Annotated in this window: 14 protein-coding genes and 4 tRNA genes; 10 read left to right on the top strand and 8 right to left on the bottom strand. The window is 67.5% G+C overall.

Features of this window, described 5'->3' with window-relative positions; genetic code table 11:
* Positions 1-136: 136 nt before the first annotated feature.
* The 6 genes from C8E96_RS31160 to C8E96_RS31135 all read right to left on the bottom strand — a co-directional run bounded on the left by C8E96_RS31160 (position 137) and on the right by C8E96_RS31135 (position 9,603).
* Positions 137-1,435, bottom strand: a complete 1,299-nt coding sequence (locus tag C8E96_RS31160; protein WP_091381002.1) for a Wadjet anti-phage system protein JetD domain-containing protein — start codon at positions 1,433-1,435, stop codon at positions 137-139.
* Entirely contained in the window at positions 1,432-5,568 is a 4,137-nt protein-coding gene (locus tag C8E96_RS31155; protein ID WP_091381000.1) for a TIGR02680 family protein, read from the bottom strand. Before C8E96_RS31155 ends, C8E96_RS31160 begins: the two co-directional genes overlap by 4 nt.
* Positions 5,552-6,760, bottom strand: a complete 1,209-nt coding sequence (locus C8E96_RS31150; protein ID WP_091380997.1) for a TIGR02678 family protein — start codon at positions 6,758-6,760, stop codon at positions 5,552-5,554. Before C8E96_RS31150 ends, C8E96_RS31155 begins: the two co-directional genes overlap by 17 nt.
* Complete coding sequence (locus C8E96_RS31145; RefSeq protein ID WP_143116543.1) at positions 6,757-8,301, bottom strand: TIGR02677 family protein; 1,545 nt, start codon at positions 8,299-8,301, stop codon at positions 6,757-6,759. Before C8E96_RS31145 ends, C8E96_RS31150 begins: the two co-directional genes overlap by 4 nt.
* A 767-nt stretch (positions 8,302-9,068) precedes the next feature.
* Positions 9,069-9,143: transfer RNA gene (locus C8E96_RS31140), tRNA-Val, on the bottom strand.
* Positions 9,144-9,192: 49 nt separating this feature from the next.
* On the bottom strand, positions 9,193-9,603 hold the full coding sequence (locus tag C8E96_RS31135) for a TIGR02611 family protein (RefSeq protein WP_091380993.1): 411 nt from the start codon (positions 9,601-9,603) through the stop codon (positions 9,193-9,195).
* Positions 9,604-9,980: 377 nt separating this feature from the next.
* On the opposite strand from C8E96_RS31135, the gene C8E96_RS31130 reads away from it, so the two are divergent.
* The 4 genes from C8E96_RS31130 (at position 9,981) to C8E96_RS31115 (ending at position 10,835) form a co-directional block, all read left to right on the top strand.
* Positions 9,981-10,406: an SsgA family sporulation/cell division regulator gene (locus C8E96_RS31130; protein WP_018687187.1), complete on the top strand. Its 426-nt coding sequence runs from the start codon at positions 9,981-9,983 to the stop codon at positions 10,404-10,406.
* Positions 10,407-10,530: 124 nt separating this feature from the next.
* A tRNA-Gly gene (locus C8E96_RS31125) sits at positions 10,531-10,603 on the top strand.
* 84 nt (positions 10,604-10,687) lie between these two features.
* Positions 10,688-10,759: transfer RNA gene (locus C8E96_RS31120), tRNA-Cys, on the top strand.
* Between the two features lies 1 nt (position 10,760).
* Positions 10,761-10,835: transfer RNA gene (locus C8E96_RS31115), tRNA-Val, on the top strand.
* Positions 10,836-10,985: 150 nt separating this feature from the next.
* On the opposite strand, the gene C8E96_RS31110 is transcribed toward C8E96_RS31115, so the two are convergent.
* On the bottom strand, positions 10,986-11,516 hold the full coding sequence (locus C8E96_RS31110) for an AMIN-like domain-containing (lipo)protein (protein ID WP_091380988.1): 531 nt from the start codon (positions 11,514-11,516) through the stop codon (positions 10,986-10,988).
* A 264-nt stretch (positions 11,517-11,780) separates the two neighbouring features.
* Here C8E96_RS31110 and C8E96_RS31105 point away from each other — a divergent pair, with 264 nt between their 5' ends.
* The 3 genes from C8E96_RS31105 to C8E96_RS31095 all read left to right on the top strand — a co-directional run bounded on the left by C8E96_RS31105 (position 11,781) and on the right by C8E96_RS31095 (position 17,655).
* On the top strand, positions 11,781-16,133 hold the full coding sequence (locus tag C8E96_RS31105) for an OmpL47-type beta-barrel domain-containing protein (RefSeq protein WP_133794913.1): 4,353 nt from the start codon (positions 11,781-11,783) through the stop codon (positions 16,131-16,133).
* Positions 16,134-16,228: 95 nt separating this feature from the next.
* Positions 16,229-17,146: a helix-turn-helix domain-containing protein gene (locus tag C8E96_RS31100; protein ID WP_091380979.1), complete on the top strand. Its 918-nt coding sequence runs from the start codon at positions 16,229-16,231 to the stop codon at positions 17,144-17,146.
* Positions 17,147-17,202: 56 nt separating this feature from the next.
* Positions 17,203-17,655, top strand: coding sequence for a hypothetical protein (locus tag C8E96_RS31095; protein ID WP_091380975.1), 453 nt, complete (start codon positions 17,203-17,205; stop codon positions 17,653-17,655).
* Here the strand turns inward: C8E96_RS31095 and C8E96_RS31090 are convergent.
* Positions 17,652-18,833 carry a HupE/UreJ family protein gene (locus C8E96_RS31090; protein ID WP_166658178.1) on the bottom strand — a complete coding sequence of 394 codons (1,182 nt, stop codon included), beginning with the start codon at positions 18,831-18,833 and terminating at the stop codon, positions 17,652-17,654. The genes C8E96_RS31095 and C8E96_RS31090 overlap by 4 nt on opposite strands.
* Before the next feature lie 245 nt (positions 18,834-19,078).
* On the opposite strand from C8E96_RS31090, the gene C8E96_RS31085 reads away from it, so the two are divergent.
* The 3 genes from C8E96_RS31085 to C8E96_RS31075 all read left to right on the top strand — a co-directional run bounded on the left by C8E96_RS31085 (position 19,079) and on the right by C8E96_RS31075 (position 22,860).
* On the top strand, positions 19,079-20,494 hold the full coding sequence (locus tag C8E96_RS31085) for a CBM96 family carbohydrate-binding protein (protein WP_091380969.1): 1,416 nt from the start codon (positions 19,079-19,081) through the stop codon (positions 20,492-20,494).
* Positions 20,495-20,566: 72 nt separating this feature from the next.
* Complete coding sequence (locus C8E96_RS31080) at positions 20,567-21,832, top strand: MFS transporter (RefSeq protein ID WP_091380966.1); 1,266 nt, start codon at positions 20,567-20,569, stop codon at positions 21,830-21,832.
* Entirely contained in the window at positions 21,829-22,860 is a 1,032-nt protein-coding gene (locus C8E96_RS31075) for a TolB family protein (RefSeq protein ID WP_228770125.1), read from the top strand. Before C8E96_RS31080 ends, C8E96_RS31075 begins: the two co-directional genes overlap by 4 nt.
* Positions 22,861-23,226 lie beyond the last annotated feature (366 nt).

Here is a 23,226-nt window from a genome sequence, read left to right as displayed (position 1 = left end):
CGACGGCGGCCCACCAAGCTCGCCCCGCGCGCTCGTGCGGGTCGCAGAGATCGACCCTCCACCCGCGAGGTGGGTCGACGGTGCCGACGCCGTGCACGCCGTCGAGGCAAAGCTGCTCGCTTGCTCGACCTCATCCTTAACCGCGACCTTCTTCAGCCGAGGAACTTTGTCCAGCAACGAGTTGCTTGAGCTGTTGCACGACTGCAGGAGTGGTCTCGAACTGGATGCTCTCCTGCTCGCAGCGCCGGCCGGTGATGGCGATGGCCGCTGCGAGCGAACGGAGCGACTCGGGGCCGGTCTCGGCGAGTTCGGCCGCCATGCGCTGCCAAGTTAGGTGTGCGTCCGGTGTCTTCTCCGCGAGTTTGGTGCCGTTGGTCCAGATTTCGGGCGACATCCCAACTGGGACCACTTTGCGTTCGAGTCCTTTCTCCACGCTTTGAACGATCTCGATGCCGTCTGGGTCGAGATCACACCACGCGGCGACATGTCGTGGGGCGATGTGCCGGAGGAACGGGATGAGACCTTTGCTGATGTTGCCTTCGAGCCACACACAGAGCCAGGTCTGAGTGAGATCGGTGTTGCGGCGAAGGTGTTCGAACGTGGTGATGTTCTCCACCAGCAGCACACCGTCAGCGGAGCAATGCAGTTCGCCGGATTCGAGCGAACCTTGTGCGGGGATATCGATCCACGGCGTGGCGAGGCTTGCGTCGGCGATGGGCGTTTGGTTCGTCCACGTGAGTGGTCCGGCGACCCGGATCAGAGCATCGGTCCACTGCATGGCCTCCTTGAGACCTGTGCCCACGAGTCGGCTGAACGCCTGCAGTTGAGACATGGTCCACTTCTTGGAGCCGCTGAGGGCGTTGGAAGCCACCTCTTTTTCCCACGGCACATGCGTCAGCGACTCTGGGTACCAGTAGGCACCTGCTCTGATCGCCGCTTCGTAGGTGGACCACGACTTCGTCACGGTCGCCGAGCATTCAGGTACCTGAGATGTGGTGCCCAGGTCGAGCGTTTCGAGCAGGTGCCGTTCTCGATCTAGCTGTGGCACAGGACGCATCACCTCCCAAAGGAGGCAACGTTCCTCGGCCACGCGCAGCCTGTTCAGGCGGTCCTGGTGACGCTTTCGCGCCTGCGAGCTGATGACTGGCTTGCCCACGGAGACGAGCAGCAAGTGGATGCCGATGCTGAACCTGGTGCGGCGCAACGCCGTGTCAGCCTTGCGTAGCTGCACACCGGTCGCGTTGACGACACCTTCATCGTGGCCGAACAACGCCCGCAAGTCTGCCAGGTTTGTCGCGCTCACCTTGTACCTGAGCCACTTGTCGAGCTTCCGGCCCTTGGCGAGCTTCTCCTGAGCCTTTGTGCAGAACTCCTCGCCGCCAGGGGTTTTCGCCCATGCGAGCAGTGCGGGGTCGGTGATACGTCGCACCGTCATGCCGGTTCGTCCGCATCGAGGATCGAGGGCGGCGGGCCGGACCGCAGCGACCTGTCCTCCAACCGGTATCGCCGAGTGCCGTCCCACACGATGGGTGTGGCAAGCACGCCGAAGATCTTCGGATCGCGGCGGAGCACGTACGTCATAAGGCCGGGAACCGTTGTGTGGAATCCCTTCTCGTCGTGGCTTGCCATGACGAAGTCAAGATCGAAGCCAGTCAACAAGCCCATACAGCTCGCCCGCATCTCCGCGTCGATGCCGGCGAACGCCTCGTCCAGGTAGATCGGCCGTGGCGACGTCGCGGCAGCGCCCGCGTAGTGGGCAGCGGCCGCGGCGAACATCGGTAGTTGCAGCAACGAGGCTTTTTCGCCGCCGGACTTCCGTTTATGCAGCTCATCGGTGAGATCGACGGGCTTCGGACTGTCGTGGTATACGACCTGCAGCTTGAACTCAGACCAGCGGCGATAGTCGAGCGCCTCGGAGAGGTGGGTCTTCCAGTCACCGAACTCGGCCCGCTGGCGCGCCTCCTTCACCTGTTCGCCGAGGAACTCGATCAGCGCGTCCCGTGCGTCCTCGGCCAGGAAGCTCGTCTTCCCGCGGTCGAGCAGCTTGATCGCGTCGTGGACTCGTTTGCCGGCCTTCTCCGCGGGCACCCACTTGATGCTCATCCGCATCTCGGACGCGGTGGGGTGCTTCTGCAGCTGCGCGTCCATCTCCTTGACCAGCATGTCTGCGTCGAGGCGGCGCTGGCGCAGGTGCTCGCCCATTGAGCCGAGCAGCACCTCGGAGAACAGCTTGCGTTCCTTCGCCTGCACGAACGTGCTGCGGGTGTCGATCTCGTCGGCGATCAGCTCCCGGAGGGCGGACATGGAGTGGTCGGCGTGGTTGAAGGTCACCTGGACTACGAAGAGATCCCCGTCGTTGTCACCCCATGGGCGCCAATCTGGTCCCTCGATCTCCCTTTGCAGCACACGGAACTGGCCGTCGACGTCGTTGCGGGCGGTGTTCCTGGCAGCCTCGTCAGACTGCTCCCCGGACAGCAACGAGTGAACGCGAGCCGCTTCGGCGAGGTCGTCGGACGCCTGGTCGGTACTCGAAGCGCCAGCCAGGTCGAGAAAGCCACGGTCGCGGGCTCGCCGGAACTCCGCGAGCGCGGTCTGCAGCAGCCCCTGCAGCCTGTCAGCCTCCGCTGTGAGCGTCTCGACCGCGTGCTTGAACGAGCCGCGCTCTTCACCCAGCTCCTGCCTTCGAGTAGTGAGCGCTTTGCTCTCCCGCTCGGACCCGTCCAGCACGTTCTGCACGCCCTCCAGCCGCGTCAACGTCTCCTGGATACCGACATCGAGCAGTTGATGCCTCTCTTGGAGCTCCGCTTGCAGTTTGCCAGCGTGTTCTTCGGCGACTGCGAACTGCCCGGCGAGCTCGCTGCGGTTCTGTGCCAGTTGGTCGGCTCGTTCGATGAGATCATCGTGCTGCTCTGCCAGGAGCAAGACGATGCCGATCTTCGCCACGAACCGTTCGAGGGCGATCTCCAGATCTCTCAGAGCCGCACTCACCGCGTCCAGTTGACTAGGTGTGGTCGGGGTGAGGTGCTTGGCCGCGTAGGCGCGAAGCACCTCGGTGATTCGGCTAAGGGTGGTCTTGACAGTGCCGAGCCGCAATGCGGACTTTCCGAGCTCGATGCTGAGCTGCTCGTCGTGGTTGCGGGCGATCGACAGCTCGCCATGGACAGCGAGGACAGCGTTTTCGGTGGGCCGACTGCGCTGTTCCTCGGCGAGCATGAGCAGCCGGTTGTCGAATGCCTGCAGGTCTGCGTCCAGGGCTGAGATCAACCCGGCGAGTTCCGCGACCTGGTGGTCGAGTTCGGCGAGCCTGCGTTGCCGGGCGGCTTCCCGCGCGGCCACCCCGATGTAGCTCGCCTGAGCCTGGCCGGAACGCCCGCGAACCGGGCCGATCGCCCAGCGGCCGTCGGGCGAGACCCACGGCTGAACCTCATCGCCCGCAGTATCTTCAACGACCACGGCAATGCTGGCGAGGACGTCGGAGACCACGGCTTCCGGGACAGTCTCATGGGTCACGGCGTGCAGCAGGCTCGTCAGCGAAAGGCCGCTGGCTCGTGCGGGATCCGGCAGCAGGATCGCGTCCCAGCTCTCGGCGTCCACCAGGGTGCCGTCCGGGGTGACCCAGGCGTCCAGCAGCCCTGATCCGAGCAGAGCCGCCTCGATGCCCGTTCGTGCGTCGTCCGCGACCTCACGGTGGAAGTCGACCAGACGCCACAGCGGCGCTCCAGGCAACCCTGCGCGGTCGCGGCGGGCGACCAGCGGAGCAGGCGGCGGTGGGTCGGTCTCGGCCGCCACATGTTGTCGTTGCGCCGTCACGGTTTCGCGCTCGCGCGACAATGTGGTCCGCTCGGCGCTCTTCAAACTGCGACGTTCCAGCAGTCCGGACCGAGCGTGGCTCACGTGTTCCGCGATCAGATCGGCCAGCCGGGGAGCCTCCCGTTCACCAGCGAGGTTCACCGATTCGATGAGCTGGGTGACCTGCTCATCGGTGAGCCGGCATTCGACGCACTGTCCGGACCACGACACGATCGCCTTGGACAGCCACTCAACTTGCTTGTCGAGATCCGACTCGAGTTCCAGTACCCTCTCGGCGGCCCCGGTCCTGCGTGCGGCCAGGTCGTCGTGCTTTTCCTGCACTCGATTGACCACTACCTGGACTTCCTGCTGCTCGCGCTGCAACCGACGCGTCTCCGACACCACTGCCTGCCGAGCCCCGATGTAGCTCTGCACGTTCTTCTGTGCGGTCATCGTGTTCGTGTGAAGCCCGTCCACTTCGGACTCGACCTCTTGGCGAAGTCCCGCGTGTTTTGCCTGATCGCGAGTGTGTGTCTCGGCCGCGGAAACCTCCTTGCGAGCGCTGGTGAGCCTTTTCTCAGCCTCACCGAGCTCTCGCCGGACGGTGAGTAGCTGGCTGGCGACTCTGGCTGTGTTGAGCTTCGCCGTCATGGCTACGCGCGCTGCTTCATCAGCTTCGTCCTTGAGCCTGGTGAGTGTCTCTCGGCTCTTCATCTCCGGGCTGGTCTCGAGCGCGCGGATCCTGCCGCGCAGCGCGGTCTGTTCGCCGCCGAGCCGTTCCATGTCGGAATCTGCTTTGGTGATGGCGCCTTCGGTGGTGTGGAGATTGCGCGCTGCCTGCTTGCCGCGGTTGAGCACGTCGCGGTACTTCTTGTCGGCCTCGCGCACGTCGTTGGTGACGTGCTTGGTCATCCGCCGCGCGTACGTGCGGTAGCTGTCGAGGAAGAGATCGACCTCGACCTGAGCCTTTTCGAACCGCTTGAGGTCTTCCTCGTCCCGCTTGAGGTCATCGAAGTTCTTGGCGAGCCCGGCGACCAGCTCTTCGTCGATCGGCGGCAGCCCGTTGGAGAGGATCTCCTCCAGGCGTTCGATGCTGAGGTTCTCGCTCAGTTTCGGCCTACGCAGAATGATCAGCAGCTCCACCAGGCTGTGCAGGCGTTGCGGACTCAGGCCGAACAAGTCGCGCGCGAGCTTGTTCTTGTAGTGCTCGGCGGTGGTGAAAACGGTGTCGTCGGACTCACCCAGTTGCTTGGTGAGGTCGCCCTCGTCGAACGGCCGGTCAGAGTTGTCGTACAGGCTGAAGTCCACGCCGACACGCAGCGGGGTGATGAAGTACCAGGACTCCGGTGCTCCGGGCTTCGTGTCACGTGCCCGCATGCCAGCACCGATCGTGCGATACTCGGTGCCGCCGTCGTCGGTGATGCGCCCGTACTCGCACCAGACGTAACCGATCTGGTGCTTGAGACCGCCGTAGAGAAGATTCTCCCGCATGGACCGCGCGTTGTTGCCGAACGGGTCGAGTCGCCGCGCGGACAGGTTCGCGTCGAGAAGGAACGGGCTGGTCACCTCCAGCACCTTGGTCTTACCGCTGCCATTGCGGCCGTTGAGGATCAGGCGTCCGTCGTGGAAGTGAAACTCCTCGTTGCCGTACTGCCAGATGCCCACCAGACCCACGCGCAACGGCTTGAACCGGGTACTTGTGGGAATCGGTGGGGCACCTGATAGCAGCACCGCAAGTTGTTCGTTCCGCCACTGGTCGGAGTCAGGACTGGATGACATCGGGTTCCTCGTCGCCGGGCAGCGCGAAGAGCGCCGGCGCAGGTTGTTGTTCGGGTGCGAGCGGCTCGGGGACGTTACGGTATCGGCCGAGCGCGGGCAGCGTGCGGAGACCGCCGTCCTCCAACAGTTCGACCAGCCGGAGTTTGTTGAGGATGGTGAGTGCAGCTTGTTGAACCTCTTTGGGGCTGCTCGCTTTGATGCCTCGGGCCTGGAGGTGCGGAGCGGTGCGCGCCGCGATCCTGGCCAGCGCCTCGACTGTCACCAGGTGAGCTGAGTCCGCCGCATTCGGTTCCTCCGCGAGGGCGGAGGCGAAGAGCAGTGCGGCGAACGGGTCCTTGGTGTCCTTGGGAAAGGTGAGGTCGGTTAGCTCTTCGTCGATGACGGCGGCGCCCTCGGCACGAACTTCGAGGCGCGTGTCGAGCATCTCCCGCAGCTGGCGCACGAAGAGCGGGCGCTGGTTGCGGAAGTAGTCCAGTTGGTCTTCCGGTAGCTCGTTGAAGTACATCACTGGCTGGTCGACCAGGCGGCGCATGATGGCGTGCCGTCGCATCCTGCTGGCGCCCTCTGCTGTGTCCGGATAGGACTGCCGGGTGATTTCCCGTGCCACGAGCGCTCTGGTCGGCGGAGTCGGGCAGGTGAGCAGCAGCGCCGCCGTGCGGTGGTCAACGTCGTAGAGCGCGTTTCCTTCGGACTCGACGTACCTATTCTCGTCATCACGCGTTGAGGCGTTGTCCTGCACGGGAACCAGCACGCCGTGCTCGGTCATCAACCGGATCGCCTGAACGAGCGCCTTGCGCTCGGAGTACTCCGCCGGGTCGAATACCGAAATCCCGGTCGTGGCCACGGAGATCGTGGCGACTGCCTTGGCGAGTTCGGAGATGACCGTCTGCGCACCTGCGTCCTCCGCGCTGGCAAGCAGCAGGCAAAAGAGGGTGCAGCAGCGTGCGGAGGGCGCGTCGTCCCGATGCGCCACCGCTAGAGGTGCGGGCACCTTGACCAAACGGATGACGTCCCGCTCGATCACCAACGGCCAGCCGAGGTATTCTTCGAACCACGTTTTGAGCACCTTGGCATGGTCGTGCACAAGTGCTGCCATTTTGGCGTTGCGTCCGTTGGAGTGCAGCACCGAGTGCTGCACGAGGAAACGAGCGGCCTGGCGAATCTGCTCACGCGCGGTCTCTTCCAGGATCACGGGATCGCTCCCAGATCCTCCAGCGTGATATGGAAGTCGGCGATGCCGATGGTTCCACGCGGGGTGGCGATGGTCGTGAACTCGCCCGGCGCGGGTGGCCTGAGTATCACCTTGATCATTCCATCGCTGGTTTCCGCGGATTGGACTCCGTCGTGATCACGGCTCGCCAACGCGACGTCCAGGCAGCGGAGCAGCACGTCGAACTCTGCGGCGGAAAGGTGCGAGAGACTGGACAACCGGCACGGGCTCCGCCCGGCGAGTGATCTGGTTGCAGCCTCCACCACGGCGTCCTCGGCCTGCTGCCGTTCTTTGAGGAGTTTCTTCGCCATGCGTTGATCAGGCAGTCTGGAGGCGACGCCGCCACTCGCCCTCGGACCTTGGGTGCGCAGGCGTAGCGAAATCGGCGGGGTGACACCTTCCCACCAGCTGACGCCCGGCCGGATGTCAGCCTCGGCTTCAGCCGGGTGTGGAGCGCCGATGTGACGGGCCGGGTAGAGGCTGAACCCGGCGCGCCAGAGCAACACCACGTCGGTGTCCTGATCGGAGAACCACCGTGCCATCGTCACCAGGTCAGCCTTGCGGTTCACCCGGTGGAACCGCTCGTCGTTGAGCTGCCGAACGGTCGTCATGATCCGGCTGATGGCGTCGACGGAGCGATCGGCCAGGGTGGTCACCACCGGCTGCTGATCGCCGTCGTGGAAGAACCACCGACGGAGCCCGAGCCACCTCTCACGCATGATCTCCGCGTCACGGGTGGCCGCGTCCACCGCTGACACGCCAGGTGTGGGCGCCGCCTCGACGGCGGCGATTTCGGGAAGGACGTCCAGCAGGCCGCAGTTCTCAGCGGCCTCGATGCCTTCGGCGATACCCGCAGCGAACTTCGCGATGCCGATCGAGAAGGTCTGCAGGTAGTCGACGGCCATCGTCTTGTACTCCAGGAACGACTCGGCCTTCTCCGCGGAGTCCAAGTGCAGCGACCGGTTCAGGCCCTGGACGAACAGCTTGGCGTTCTCGGACAGCAGCGTGAACCCGTTGACCACGCGGGTGAAAGCGATGTAGGCGTCCTGGTTGCGCTTCTCCGCATCGGTCTCAGTGAACGCGTTGCTCAACGCGATCAGCGCTTGACGCACTTCGGGCAGCATCGACGCCTGCAGCGCCCCGGTCATACCGAGCTCCTGGTCGATCCGGGTCAACTCACGGTGCACGAGCGTGCCGGCAGGCGTCAATTGGTACAGGTAATCCTGCTTGAGATATTCCTGGTAGTCGCCCTTGCGGTGGGTGTTGTGGATCCGATCGACGTTGCCCCACTCGTGGAGCTGCTCCAGCAGGTTCGCGACCGGAGGACAGTCGACCGTGCCACCTGCTGCCAGTTCGATGCGACTGGCGACCCGTTGGGTGATGGTCGCGGTCGAGAGCTGAAGACCGAGCCGTGACTCCTCGGCGAAGAGGACGTCAAGCACGATCCGGTAGAACGGCGCGAGCTTCGACCCCAGATACCTGACGACGGGCATCTGGCCCGGCAGGGCTCCAGCCGAGGCCAAGGCAAGGATCTTTGCTCCGGCGGATTCCCACGCTCCCACTAGCTCGTCGTCGTTCAGGGCTTGTCTCCTCCGCTTGGCCGTACTCGTGCATCGCGATCTGTCTATCTGCTGTCCGCCTTTCGACGTATCGCTATCTGTGACCCGTCACCCGATTCGAGCAATGCACTCTGTTGGCCTAAGAGATGTCTCGTAACCCGGGGTGCGGGTTCGTGCGTCCTTTAGCCGTACACGCCCTCGAAAGCTCGCCAGCGGCGGCAATCGGCAGGCCTATCAGCGGCTAGTGACAGCGGATCTTCACGCGCTCGTTCCCAGCCACCACCGTGGCGGCTAGGCACAGAGCTGTAGCTCAGAGACGGACTATCACGTCGTGAACCCTGCCCGCTCATCGACTCCCGGCACCTGCCTGGCCCCGTTGACACGGGTCGGGGGGCAGCATCACGACTGGCCGACGACGAGGCGGTGCTGGTGCCCCGGGGACCATCGCGGTGCCGGGGACCTGGCTCAGTTCGCCACGATCGCTTCCAGCCACATACGATCCAAGATCAAAGCGCGGCGGTGATCCCTTCGGAGATGCCGAAGGGATCACGTCGGCCCACATGCCTGAGCAATGCGCTCCAGGCCGCGACCTGCGGCTTCGCCCCAAGCGTGAGCGGAACTCACAGCGAACACCGGTGGATCTAAAGAACCTCTGCTCCCCTACTGCTCCCCAAAACGATCAACAGCCTGCCGACGAAGATCGTCGACAGGCTGTCTGACCAGCAAAAATCTGGTGGGCGATACTGGGATCGAACCAGTGACCCCTTCGGTGTGAACGAAGTGCTCTCCCGCTGAGCTAATCGCCCGCCGCGGCTGGGCCGCGTCGTTGGGGTAGACATTACAGGGTCGGGTGGATCATCCAAAAATCGGGGATCGCAACCAGGGCCAGTCGATGCCGACCCAGCCGCCGATCAGGGCGAATCCGTTCAGCAGCCAGATGGTGACGACCACGATCACTCCGGTCAGCAGCAGGATGAGGATGCGGACGGCGAGGTGCTGGCGACGCAGCCAGTCGGTCCAGGCGTCGTATTTGCCTCGGGCGTAGGCGAGGACTCGGTGGGCCCACTTGAACTCGATGGAGAGGATCGCGAGGCCGCCGAAGACGACCAGCCAGCCTGGGCCGGGGTACGGGATCATGACGATGCCCGCGATCAGCACGATCCCGCCGACGACGCCGACGCCGACCCGCCAGATCATGCGGGTGGTGGCGTTGCGGTCAGCCCAGTCGGGGCGCATCGGGCCGTCTTCGCGAGTGTCGCTCGTCACATGTTTCACCTTTCCGGGGTGGGCCTCAGTGTGCAAGACACTCCGCGGGTCGGCAGAGTGACGCGCGTGACCTGCGGCTACGTGCTTCTGGCCACAGGGTTCTGGCGACGCGCAGGTCAGCCGCACATTCGAAAACTGGGAATTGTCAGTCCGCCAACAATCAGGTGTCGGGCGCTACCCCCTGGGCCAAAAACCAGCCAGTATGGAGAGGCCTCGACAAAGTTCGTAACCGAACGAAGCGGCACGACCGCCCTGCGCGAACGACAGTGGCCCAGATGGGTGACATAGCTCCATCCGGCGTCCTAATCGTCGTGCTGGAGCGTCACATGTAAGGGACTCAGTCGTTTGGCTGGGAAGGGAGCAGAAGGGTAGCGACGATGCGAAACGATCATGTCACGCTTCGGTCGACAGCGGTGTTCGACCTCTTGGCGCCGAGGACCCCCGCGGTCCCGGTGAAGGTCGAGCTGCGCTACGACACGCGTGACCCGTACGCCGTCGTCGCGGCGTTCCGTACCGGCCGCGCCGGTTGGGTCGAGTGGGTCTTCGCGCGCGACCTCCTGGCCGACGGCCTCATCGCCGAGGCGGGCGACGGCGACGTCCGCATCCGCCCGGCGGTCGATGACCCCGAGGTCGTGGTGATCGAGCTGAGCTCCCCTTCGGGCCACGCCGTGTTCGAGGCGTCCGCCCAGGAGCTCGCCGACTTCCTCGACCGCACCTACGACGTCGTGGTCCCGGGCAACGAACACCTCTGGGTCGACGTCGACGAGGCGCTCACGCACTTGATCTCCACCGACCTGACCTGAGGGAACAGGCCGAAGTAGACCCCCGATTTGGAAGGTCGAAGACCCGTCCGATAGAGTTCCACTCGTACCAAAGCGGAGGGAACAGGGCGCGAACAACGGCCCACAGTACCGAAAATTTGGGACTGCGGACGTGGCGCAGCTGGTAGCGCATCACCTTGCCAAGGTGAGGGTCGCGAGTTCGAATCTCGTCGTCCGCTCGCAAGTCGATCGGCCTCTGCGCCGGTACTCGGAAGTCTCTTTCGAGGTTCTGACGGAGTGGTCCAATCGGACGATTCTGTCATGGCGGAGTGGCCGAGTGGCTTAGGCAAGGGCCTGCAAAGCCCTGTACACGGGTTCGATTCCCGTCTCCGCCTCGGGCGATTAGCTCAGTGGGAGAGCACTACCTTGACACGGTAGGGGTCACTGGTTCAATCCCAGTATCGCCCACCAGTTTGCAAAGCTGGTCAGACGGCCTGTCGGTGAATTCACCGACAGGCCGTTCAGCGTTTCGGGCGGCTGTCGACCGTTCCATTCGCCACCGTTGTCGCAAGGTTTCCCTTGATGGTCGGCGAGCGCTTGATCCCGCGTTTCGCTTTGCCGCTACCAGCGGTGGGCGACGTCGACGACCATGCGCGACCAGGTGCCGGGTCCGTCGAGCAGGAGTACCCGGAACGGCAGGCGTGCGCGTACACCCAGGCCGATGGTGGTCTGCCCTTCGAACTGCCCGGCCCACGCGACGTGTCGGAAAGTGCTGTAGCCGGTGACGTCGGCGAGTTCACCGTTCGGCAGGAAGATCGCGTCGGTCGGTGTCGTCGGGACCTTCGCGATGACCTCGAGTCGGGCGCCGCCGCGTACGGGGACGAGTTCGCCCGACCCGTCCTTGCGGATCTCGTCGACATAGCGCACCGAGTAGCCGCGCACATCACCGTTCACGTCGAGGACCATGCGGTCGAAGCAGGTGTGGCGGCCGGTGCGGATGGCGTAGAGCTCGTCAGTCGAACCGGGGGCCGCTTGCTTCGGCAGGGAGCCCCAGGTGATCCCGCAGTACGGCGTACTCGCCCCCGCCGTGGCGGGCACCCCCACGAGCACACCGAAGACCATCGCCACCAGGACCACCAGGGATCGCCTCATCACGGCCTCCTCTGCGAAAGTGTTACTGCCCTGAAAGACGCCCATCGCCGCGGCCGGTTGCTTGGCCGACAACCAGCACGCGAGCGACCGGGGTCTCCCAGCGCGAAGCGACTGGAGCGGACTGTGAAATCAGGGCCTAAAGTCCCGGAAAGTCACCAGTCTTGGGAACTGGGTAACAGGCCCTCCCCGGCGCACGACCCCCGTCGGACCCGCGGTGAAACCGGCGCCCGTCGACTTCGCCCGTCTTTGGGGATCGGTGACTCGATGGACCTGCACTCGCTCGCACGCCGAGGACTCGCACTCGGCATCGCCGCGGCCGTGGTTGTGCTCGGCGCACCCACCGCGCACGCCGCAGCTTTCGGGTCTCCCGCCGTCGTCTACACCGCGGGCGGGATCTCCTCCGGCGGGGTCTACTACGCGAAGAGCGGGTCCACGCTCACCCTCACCGTGAACACCGACGACAAGGCTCGCTGCGTCCACGTCGCCGGCCTGGCCAAGCAGACCTCGACGGTCGCCCGCACCGTGTGGACGTTCGCGGTGCCCGCGCCGACCGCGTCCGACGGCGTGCGGAGCAGCGCCGTGACCATCGGCGAGAGCAGCAACGTCAACACCTGCACCATGAGGACCGCGCAGACCACCGCGTCGTACGTGCTGGACAACACCGGCCCCGCGGCCGTCGCGTCCCTGGCCCCGACGCCGAACGCGGCCGGGTGGAACCGGGCGACCGTGGCCGTGTCGTGGACCGCGAACGACGGAACCGGCGTCGGCGGCGGCTCGGTCACCGGAGGCACCAGCGTCGCCGCCGACACCGCGGGCCAGACGGTCAGCGGCACGGCGACCGACGCGCTGGGCAACGTCGGCCCGCCGTCCTCGGTCGTGGTCAAGCGCGACACCGCCATTCCTTTGATCAGCGGGAACCGCGTCCCCGCGGCGAACGGGTTCGGCTGGAACAACACCGACGTCACCGTGTCGTTCACCTGCTCCGACGGCCTGTCACTGATCAAGAGCTGCCTCGCCGACGGCACCGCGGGCGCCTCGAAGACGCTCACCGGCGGCGGCGGGAACCAGTCGGTCGGCGGCACCGCCACCGACAACGCCGACAACACCGCCACCGCGTCGGTCGGCGGCGTCAACATCGACAAGGCGGCGCCGACGATCTCGGCGAGCGCGACGCCGTATGTCCCCGGAACGTGGACCAACCAAGACGTCACCGTGTCCTTCTCCTGCGCCGACGCGCTGTCCGGAGTGGACACCTGCTCGGCGCCCGTGGTGCTCCAGGGCGAGGGCGCCGACCAGTCCGCGGGCGGCACTGCCAAGGACAAGGCGGGCAACACCACCGGGACCACTCTGTCCGATGTGGACATCGACAGGACCGCGCCGACGACCGGTGCGACCGCGCCCCAGACCGCGTGGAACAACACCGACGTCACCGTCGCGCTGACCGCGGCCGACGCGCTCTCCGGCGTCCGCGCCACGCACTACACCGTCAACGGCGGCCCCACCCAGACCGGTGCGAGCCTGCCGTTGAGCGCCGAGGGCAGCTACCTGGTGTCGTATTGGAGCGTGGACAACGCGGGCAACACCGAGTCCGCGAAGACCGTCACCGTCAACATCGACAAGACCCCACCGTCGATCAGCCACTCGCTCTCGCCCGCCGCGAACGCCAACGGCTGGCACAACGGCGCCGTCGCGGTCACCTTCACCTGCGGCGACACCGGCGGCTCGGGCGTGGCGAGCTGCGGACCCGACCGGACAGTCGACACCGAGGGCAAGGACCAGGACGCCTCCGGCACCGTGGTCGACACCGCGGGCAACTCCGCGACCGACCCGGCGACGGTCAGCATCGACACCACCAAGCCCGTCGTCACCCCGTCCGTCAGCGGCTCGGCGAACGAGCACGGCTGGCACAACCAGGACGTCACCGTGTCCTTCGAGTGCGTCGACGCACTGTCCGGTGTGGACAGCTGCACCACCCCGATCACCCTCGGCGAGCGCGCAGGCCAGTCCGCCACCGGCACCGGCACCGACGCCGCCGGCAACACCGGCAGCGCGACCGTGTCCGGCGTCAACGTCGACAAGACGCCGCCGACGCTGACCGGCTCGCCGAGCGCGACCGGCTGGAGCGCGGGCGACGTCACGGTCACCTGGACCTGCACCGACACCGGGTCCGGCGTGCTCGCCGCACCCGTGCCGACCACCGTCGGCGGCGAGGGCGCGGACCTGTCCGCGTCGACCACCTGCACGGACAAGGCGGGCAACGCCGCCGTGGCCACCGTGTCCGGCATCGGCATCGACCGGGCGGCCCCCAACTCCGCCGCGACGGTGACAGCCCCGTTCGCCGGCGGCTGGCACGCCGACACCGCCGAGGTCACCCTCACCGCCGCGGACGCGCTGTCCGGCGTCGCCGCGACCTACTACCGCGTCGACGACGGCTCGTCGCAGCTCTACACCGGCCCGTTCGCGTTCACCTCCGGCGGCAAGCACGTGATCGACTTCTGGAGCGTCGACACCGCGGGCAACCTGGAGGACACCGCGGGCAACAGCATCGGGGTGTGGATCGACAACGCCGTCCCGACGATCTCGGGCAGCCGCACCCCCGCCAACGCGCACGGCTGGAACAACGCCCCGGTCACCGTGTCCTTCGCCTGCGCCGACAGCCAGTCCGGTGTCGCGGGGTGCACGGACCCGGTGGAGCTGACCGCCGAGGGTGCCGACCAGTCCGTGGGCGGCACCGCGGTCGACGGGGTCGACAAGACCGCGACCACCGCGGTCGGCGGGATCGGCATCGACCTGACCGCGCCCACCCTCACGCCGACGGCGACCGAGGGCTGGCACAACTCCGACGTCACCGTCGGCTGGACCGCGGCGGACGGGCTGTCGGGCATCGACCCGGCCACGCAGCCCGCCGACAGCGTCATCACCGGCGAGGGTCGCGACCTCGGCGCCGGTCCGGTGACGGTGAAAGACAAGGCGGGCAACGAGAGCGCGCCCACGTCGGTGACCGGGGTGACGATCGACCGCACCGGTCCGGCGATCACCGGCGGCCCGATCACCGCGCCGAACGCCGCGGGCTGGTACCGCGACGAGGTCGTCGTCGACTTCGCCTGCGCGGACCCGACACTGGCCGACGGCACCGCCGGCTCGGGCGTCGCCACCTGCCCGACGAGCAAGGTGCTCAAGACCGACGCGGCGAACCAGTCGGTGACCAGCGACCCGGCCACGGACGTCGCGGGCAACACCACGACGGGCAAGACGGTCGGCGGGATCAGCATCGACGGCACCGCGCCCGCCACCACCAGCAACAACCAGTGCACGAAGACCAACGGCTGGTGCACCGGCTCGACCGCGAACGTCGTGCTCACCGCCGCGGACGCGCTGTCCGGCGTCAAGGAGATCCACTACCGCGTCGACGGCGGCGCGGAACAGGTCACCGCGGGTGCGAGCAAGACAGTGTCGGTCCCGCTCGACGGCAGCGGCGCGGGGACCGTGGCCTACTGGGCCGTGGACCACGCGGGCAACGCCGAGCCCGCCAACGCGGTGGCGCTGAAGTGGGACAACATCGCCCCGGCCGTGACCCACACGGTCAGTCCGGCGCCCAACGCCGACGACTGGAACAACAGCGACACGACCGTGCACTTCATCGCTCGGGACGACGACTCGGGCTCCGGTCTCGAAGCGGGCTCGGTCACGCCGGACGTCGTGGTCAGCGTCGACACCCCGGGGCAGGTCGTCACCGGCTCGGCGCGCGACACCGCGGGCAACGTCGGCACCGACTCCGTGACGGTCAAGCTCGACAAGACCAAGCCGGTCATCACCGCCTCGATCGTCGGCGGCTCGCAGCCGTGGCACACCCAGGCGGTCACCGTCCACTTCACCTGCTCCGACGCGGGTTCCGGCATCCCGGCCACCGCCTGCCCGGACGACGTGACCCTGGGCGACGGCGCGAACCAGTCGGTCTCGCGCACGGTTGCCGACCGGGCGGGCAACTCCGCCACGGCCACGCTGACCGGCGTCAACGTCGACCAGGAGGCGCCGGTGATCGTCTCCACCAGCGTCGCCGACGGAGCGGTCTACCGCGACTCCGCACCGGCTCCGACCTGCGCCGCGACCGACGCGGTGTCCGGTGTGGAGAGCTGCACGGTCGTCGTCACCCTGGTCGACGCGGGCACCTACGCCTTCACCGCCACGGCGAAGGACAACGCGGGCAACGCCACCACGCTGTCCGGCCGGTACCGGGTGCACCTCTACCGGTTCGGCGGGTTCCTGCAGCCGATCAACGACCCCAGCATCCTGGCGGGCTCGGCGACGAGCATTTTCAAGACGGGCAGCACGGTCCCGGTGAAGTTCCAGCTGCGCAACACCGCGGGCGCCTTCGTCCAGGCGCCAGCCGCCCCGCAGTGGCTCGCCCCGGTCAAGGGCAGCCTGACGACGGCCTCGGTGAACGAGATCGCCACCAGCGACCCGGCCGGCACCGAGGGCGCTTTCCGCTGGGACGCGACCGCGCAGCAGTACATCTACAACTGGCAGACCAAGGGACTCACCGCCAACCACACCTACCGCCTCAGCGTCCGCCTCGACGATGGCCAGGTGCTCTCAGTGGTGGTCGGCCTGAAGTAGTCTGCGCGAATCCGGGGAACCCGTTGACGGCTGCGGGTTCCGCCGCGTGCGCATATTCTCCGAGGATCAGCACGCGATCGGAGGGGCGCACCGGGATGAGCGACTACACCGGCGCGGCGCTGAACGCGGTGTTGGCCGCCGGGCCGTTCCATGAGGCCCTCGGCCTGGCGATCCGGACGCGGGGGCTGAGCCTCGAACGGCTGCGCGCGCACCTCGCGGCCCGCGGGATCACCCTCAGCACGGCCACCCTGAGCTACTGGCAGACCGGCCGCAGACAACCCGAGCGGCACGACTCGATCGAGGCCCTGATCGCACTCGAGGGTGTCCTGCACGTGCCCGCGGGTTCGCTGATCGCGCTGCTGCCACCCCCGAGGCCGCGTGGACGCCCGCCCGCCGACCAAGCCCCTGGCGCACCCTTGCTCGACCTGTGGCCGCTCGACGAGCTGCCCAGGCTGGCCACCTACCTGCGGATGCCCGAGTACCAGACGCTGCGCTACGTCGCCGTCGACGATCATGTCGAGTTCGACGCGGACGGTGTCGAACGCGCGCTCATCACCCGGCAGGTCATGCGGGCGACCGCACCGACCAGGCACTACTTCGACATCTCGTGGGTCGAGCATCCCGACCCCGAGATTCCCGAGACGACCTTCCGCGGGGCGTCGCTGGTGGACCGCCGATGGGATGCGGAGAGCGGTTATCTGGTGTGCAAACTGGAGTTCGACCACGAACTCGCCCCTGGCGAGACGATCATCGTCGACCAGACCACGCGGTACCACTCCCACGGCCGGGCCCTGGAGCACACGCGGGCCTTCTGGGCGCCGGTGAGCACCTTCATCGCCCAGGTCACCTTCGACCAAGCGCTGTTGCCGCGACACTGCTTCTCGGTGCGCGCGCCCAACCACGCCGATCCTCTGGAGGACCTCCAGGAACTCACCCTCAACACCGACGGCCAGACCCACGTCGTGTTCACCAACGCACCGGTGGGCATCTGCGGAATGCGCTGGGAGTGGTGACGTCCACGCGTCACTGACGCCACAAGCCGTCTCATCACCTGACAGGGCGAACTCGCGTGATCTTCGGGCCCGACCCCGGCATCATGGCGGCCATGGACACCACGTGGGCAGTTGTCCGCGCGCAGCCGACAGGGACCGGTGACATCGCGGGGACCTTCAGCACGCTCGAACGCGCCGAGATCCTCCTCGCTGAACTCGACGACTACATCCTGGTCCGCTGCGACGAGGAAACCGGCTTCCGGGTCGTCCACTACTGGGTCTGCCATGGCCAGGTCAGGGGAGCTGAGATCGAGGTCTGGCCGCCGCACCCGCTGATCGCGGCCAGCCGCCTGGCCCACCGCGACCACCCCATCGAGGAAGTCGAAGGTGTCGAGGCCAAGGCCAAGGAGTCGGAGTTGGACTCGATCGTGAGCGGCGAGGTCGTGCATCACTTCTACGCCTACGCCACGAGCAGTGGTCGGGCCACGGAACTCGCCGAGGCGCACGCCCGGGAACTGCTCGCGGGCTAAGCGGCGCCGCCGGGGGACAGGAGCAGGCGTTCGACGAGCCAGAACAGGCCGATCACGCCGACGATGGCGGCCGTGGTGAGGTGGGCCCGCGACGACCACGACTGGCGGCGGGCCAACAGCAGTAGCGGGAACACCAGCAGCACGATCAAGAGCTGTCCGAGTTCGATGCCCAGGTTGAAGCTGAGCAGCCCGACGATCAGGCCGCCGCTGAAGTCGTCGGTGAAGTCCAGTGCTCCGGCGAAGCCAAGGCCGTGCAGCAGACCGAAGGCGAACACGACAAGGGTCCGGTGCCGCGACTCGCCGCGGACGATGTTCTCCACGGCGATATAGACGATGGATGCCGCGATCAGCGGTTCGACGATCTCCGACGGGACGTCGACCCACCCGAGCACGGCCAGGGCGAGCGTGACGCTGTGCGCCACGGTGAAGGCCGTGGCGAGCCGGATGACGCTGCGCCAGTTCTTGGCGCCGAGCAGCAGCAGCACCAGGAAGAGCACGTGGTCGATGCCGAGCAGGATGTGTTCGAGCCCCAGCCCCACGAAGCGAGCCGTCGACGACAGGAAACCGGTGTCCGGTGACTCGGGCGCACCGGCGGCGGCGGTGCCGCGCTCGCCGACCCGCAGTTCGCGGTGGCCACCTTCGAAGACGTCGCTGCCGCCGACGCCACCGAGGACGTAGTCGACGACGTTGATGTGGTCGGAGCCGATGGCGTGCGACTCGGCGAACACCCCGTAGCGCACGGTGAACTGGCCGTTCGCCGCGCTCGGGCACGTGTAGACGAGGTGCAGGCGGGCGTAGAGGAAGTTCTGCCGCTTCACGATTCCCGTGTCGTCGAGCTTGGCGGCGCACCGGGTGCCGTCGAGTTCGACGGCCAGGCGCTCGGTCACGTAGGCCGCCACCTTCTCGTGGCCCGTCTTGAGGAAGGACTGGTGCTCGGCTTCGCTGGTCTCGACCGGCAGCTTGCCGAGGCCCGCGACCTGGGTGAGCGTGTCGTAGTCCAGCTCCAGCCGGTAGCGCACCAGCGCGCCGTCCTGGCGGATCATGGACGTGCCGTCCGTCGTCGGGACGTGCGCCGACGCCACTGTCGCGGTCAGTCCCATCAGGATTCCCACGAGGACCGTGAGACCCAGGGCGAACCGGACACCGGGGAAAGCCCGCAGCGAAGCCAAGATCGTCACGAACGGGAAGCGAAGCCCCTCAACAAGTTGAGTGCGTGGCCCATAGGTTGCCGGGCCGCGAATTCTTGGCGAACCGTCCTCAGTGGACCAAATGGCCCAACGTCGCCTGGTGTTCAACACCGGTTCCGTGTTCATTCGATGTTCGTGCCGACGCCAGTCCGCTGATGTTCTTGATCTCTAGCCTTCTGCGGCGGCAGCGCTCCCCCCAAGCGCGGCCGCATCCTCGCAAGAGAGAGAAGGCACAGATGGGTTTACGAAGTAGCCGACGCCTCATCCGCTCGTCGATCGGGGTGGCCACCGTCGCCGCCACCGTCGCGGGCTCGATCGCCCTCCTGTCTCCCCAGATCGCCGCCGCGGCGACGAACACCTTCACCGCGGTCGCGGACACCTACGTCCAGGACACCACCGCCACCACCAACTACGGCACGTCGACGCAGTTCGTCGTGGACAACTCCCCGGTCCGCAAGACGTTCCTGAAGTTCAGCGTCAGCGGCCTCACCTCGGCGGTCACCAGCGCCAAGCTCCGCATCCACGTGAACGGCACCGGTGGCAGCCCCAGCGGCGGCACCTGGCGGGCCATGGTCGACACCAGCTGGTCCGAGACCGGTGTCACCTGGAACAACCAGCCCGCCATCGGCGGAGCCACGCTGGGCACCCTCGGCGCGGTCACCGCGAGCACCTGGTACGAGATCGACGTGACCTCCCACGTCACGGGCAACGGCACCTTCAGCATCGGCGGCACCTCCACCAACGGTGACGGCGCCTACTGGGACTCCCGGGAGACCGGCGCCAACGCGCCGCAACTGGTGGTCACCTCCGGCACGACCACGACCACCCCGACCACCACCACACCTGCGCCTTCGGGTGACCCGGTGCTGGTCGGCGCGGGCGACATCGCCAACTGCGGCACCGCGGGCGACGCGGCCACCGCCAACCTGCTCGACGGCATCACCGGCACGGTCATGGCCATCGGCGACACTGCCTACCCGGACGGCACCGCCTCGGACTACACCAACTGCTACGGCCCGACCTGGGGCAGGCACAAGTCCCGCACCAAGCCCGCCACCGGCAACCACGAGTACCACACCTCGGGCGCGTCGGGTTACTTCAACTACTTCGGCGCTTCCGCGGGCACCCCGGGCAAGGGCTACTACTCCTTCGACCTGGGCAACTGGCACATCGTCGCGCTCAACTCCAACTGCTCGGTCGTGTCCTGCTCCGCGGGCTCGACCCAGGAGCAGTGGCTGCGCGCCGACCTGGCCGCCAGCACCAAGCCGTGCACCGCGGCCTACTGGCACCACCCGCGCTACACCTCGGGCGCCAGCCACGGCCCGAACACCTCGGTCTCGCCGCTTTACAAGGCGCTTTACGACTTCAACGCCGAGGTGATCGTCACCGGGCACAACCACAACTACGAGCGGTTCGCCCCGATGAACTCGACCGGCGGCCTGGACAACACCCGCGGCATCCGGCAGTTCGTCGCGGGCATGGGCGGCACCGGCCTGGGTGGTTTCGGCACCATCCAGCCCAACAGCCAGGTGCGCAACAGCAGCACCTGGGGCGTGCTTAAGCTGACGCTGCACGCCAACAGCTACGACTGGCAGTTCGTCCCCGAGGCGGGCAAGACCTTCACCGACAGCGGCACCACCGCGTGCCACTGATAGCAGGCCAGTGACGGGTGCCCTCCCCGGCCGGGGAGGGCACCCTCCCGCTCACCTGGAACGGATGCCGGTATGTACCTGTCCTCGATCGACCGCCCGGCCGCCGAAGAGCCGGACGGCACCCGCCGACGGGGGTTGGCCGTCGTCGGCGGCAATGTGTTCGCACTCGGCTCGGTCAGCCTCGTCACCGACATCTCCGCCGAGATGGTCAGCGCGATCCTGCCCGTGTACCTGGTGTTCGGCCTGTCGATGAGCCCGGTGGCCTACGGCGTGATCGACGGGATCTACACCGGCGCCACCGCGCTGCTGCGGCTCGTCGGTGGCTACGTCGCGGACCGGATCCGCAAACCCAAGGCGGTGGCGGGCGTCGGGTACGCGATGTCGGCGCTGGCCAAGCTCGGGCTGCTCCTCGCGGGCCGCTCGGTGGGCGCGATCGGGGTCGTGATCGCCTTCGACCGGGCGGGCAAGGGCTTGCGCACCGCGCCCCGGGACGCGCTGATCAGCCTGTCCGCGCCGCCGCACGCGCTGGGCCGCGCTTTCGGTGTGCACCGGGCCATGGACAGCTTCGGCGCGTTCCTCGGCCCGCTCGTCGCCATCGCGGTGCTGGCCGCGGCGGGCCAGGCCTTCGACGCGGTCTTGGTCACCAGTTCCTGCATCGCCGCGCTCGGGGTGCTCATCCTCGTGCTGTTCGTGCGCGACCGGGTCGACGACCGCCCGCCCGCGGCGCGGATCGCCCGCCCCGACGTCACTTCGCTGCTGCGGAACGCACCGGTGCGCAGGCTGCTGCTTGCCGCCTGCCTGCTCGGCTTCGCGGTGATCGGTGACGGCTTCGTCTACCTGCTGCTGCAGCGCCGGGAGGCGATCGAGCTCGGCTGGTTCCCGCTGCTCGCGGTGGGCACCAGCCTGGCGTACCTGCTGCTGGCCATTCCCTTGGGAGCGCTGGCCGACCGGGTCGGCCGGGCGCCGATCCTGCTCGGCGGCTACGTGGCCCTGATCGCGGTCTACCTGCTCCTGTTCGGCCCGCTGGGGGGCTGGCCGCTCCTGGTCGCGGTGCCGGTCCTTTACGGATTGTTCTACGCCGCGACGGATGGGGTGCTGATGGCGATGGCCGGGCGGGTGGTGCCCGAAGACCTGCGCACCACCGGCATCGCCCTGATCCAGACGGGGCAGGCCCTCGCCTATCTGGCCTCGTCCGTCCTGTTCGGACTCGCCTGGCAGCTGTGGGGACCGGTCGCCGCCAGCAGGCTGGCCGCCGGGGTCACCGTGCTGGCCGTCGTGGCCACGGCGCTGCTGCTGTTCACCCGATCCACCACTTCCGACACTGAGGTGACCGCATGACCGAGCCGTCCACACTTGAGACCGAGACGCCGGTAAACCCGCCCGCGCCGCCCAGGTTCGGGCGCACCGCCCGTATCGCCACCACAGTGGTCGCCACCGTCGCCTTGGCGGGCCTGGCGATCGGCTACATCCAGTCCAAGGACTCGGCCAAGCCCATCGAGACCACGGCCGAGGCGGTGTCCCTGGCGCCGAGTCCGCGGGTGCTCACCCTGACGAGCACCGGACAGGTGACCACGGTCGACAAGGCCAACCCGGGCGGCGCCCGTGCGGTGTCCGCGACCAAGTGCGACCGCGTCTACGCCGCCGCGGGGACGGCCGCGTGCCTGTTCGCCGACGGGGTGCTCGGCACGGTGTCGATGCGCGTCCTCGACGCGGAACTGCGGGAACGCAAGGTGATCGAGGTCAGCGGCGTGCCCAACCGGGTCCGCGTGTCGGCCAGCGGCCGGATGGTGTCGTGGACGGCTTTCGTCGGCGGCGACAGCTACGCCACCCTCAACTTCGCCACCCGCACCGGGATCTACGACACCAAGACGGGAACCCTGTTCAAGACGCTGGAGACCTTCGCCGTCACCCGGGACGGCAAGCCGTACCAGTCGGTCGACGTCAACTACTGGGGCGTCACCTTCACCGCCGACGACAACACCTTCTACGCCACGATGTACACCGACGGGCAGCGGTACCTGGTCAAGGGCGACTTCGCGGCCCGGACCGTCCAGACCCTGCGCGCCCAGGTCGAATGCCCCTCGCTCGCGCCCGACGGCACCCGGATCGCGTTCAAGGCGGCCATCGACGGCGACTACACCCTGGGCTGGCGGCTCTCCGTGCTGGACCTCGCCACCGGCCAGGTCACCACCACCGCCGAGACCCGCAGCGTGGACGACCAGGCGGCCTGGCTGGACAACTCCACCCTCGCCTACGCCCAGCAACTCGACGACGGCGGCAAGGAGGTCTGGACCGTCCCCGCAGACGGCTCGGGCAAGCCCACTCTGCTGTTGCGGGACGCGCATTCCCCCACAGCTCTGGGCTGAGTGCGTACATTCCCGCGGAGACCGAGAACAAAGGCTCGGCCGGGGGAGGCATCGATGAGTGCGGCGCACTCGGACAGGCGTTGGAACCGCCGCTACACGCGACGGATGGCGTCGGTGGTGTCGCGGGCGACGGAGTATGCTGCGGTGTCGGCCGACGGCTGTGTGGGTGTCGGGCATCTGGTGCGTGGGTTGCTGTCGGCGGACGCCGCCGCCGAGTCGAGGGCGACCACATCGGCACGGATCACCTGCTGATCGCGCTGGTGTGCCAGGTGCCCTGGCCGGGTATGAGGTGATGCCGAAGGATCGAGCGGCAGCTGACCGCCTTCATCAGCGGCAGGCCCGCCACTGCCCGGGACGTGTCCGCGG

Source organism: Actinokineospora alba (assembly GCF_004362515.1).
Lineage (GTDB): Bacteria > Actinomycetota > Actinomycetes > Mycobacteriales > Pseudonocardiaceae > Actinokineospora > Actinokineospora alba.
Note: the sequence above shows the minus strand (reverse complement) of the source record. Positions and strands in the feature narration are given on the sequence as shown.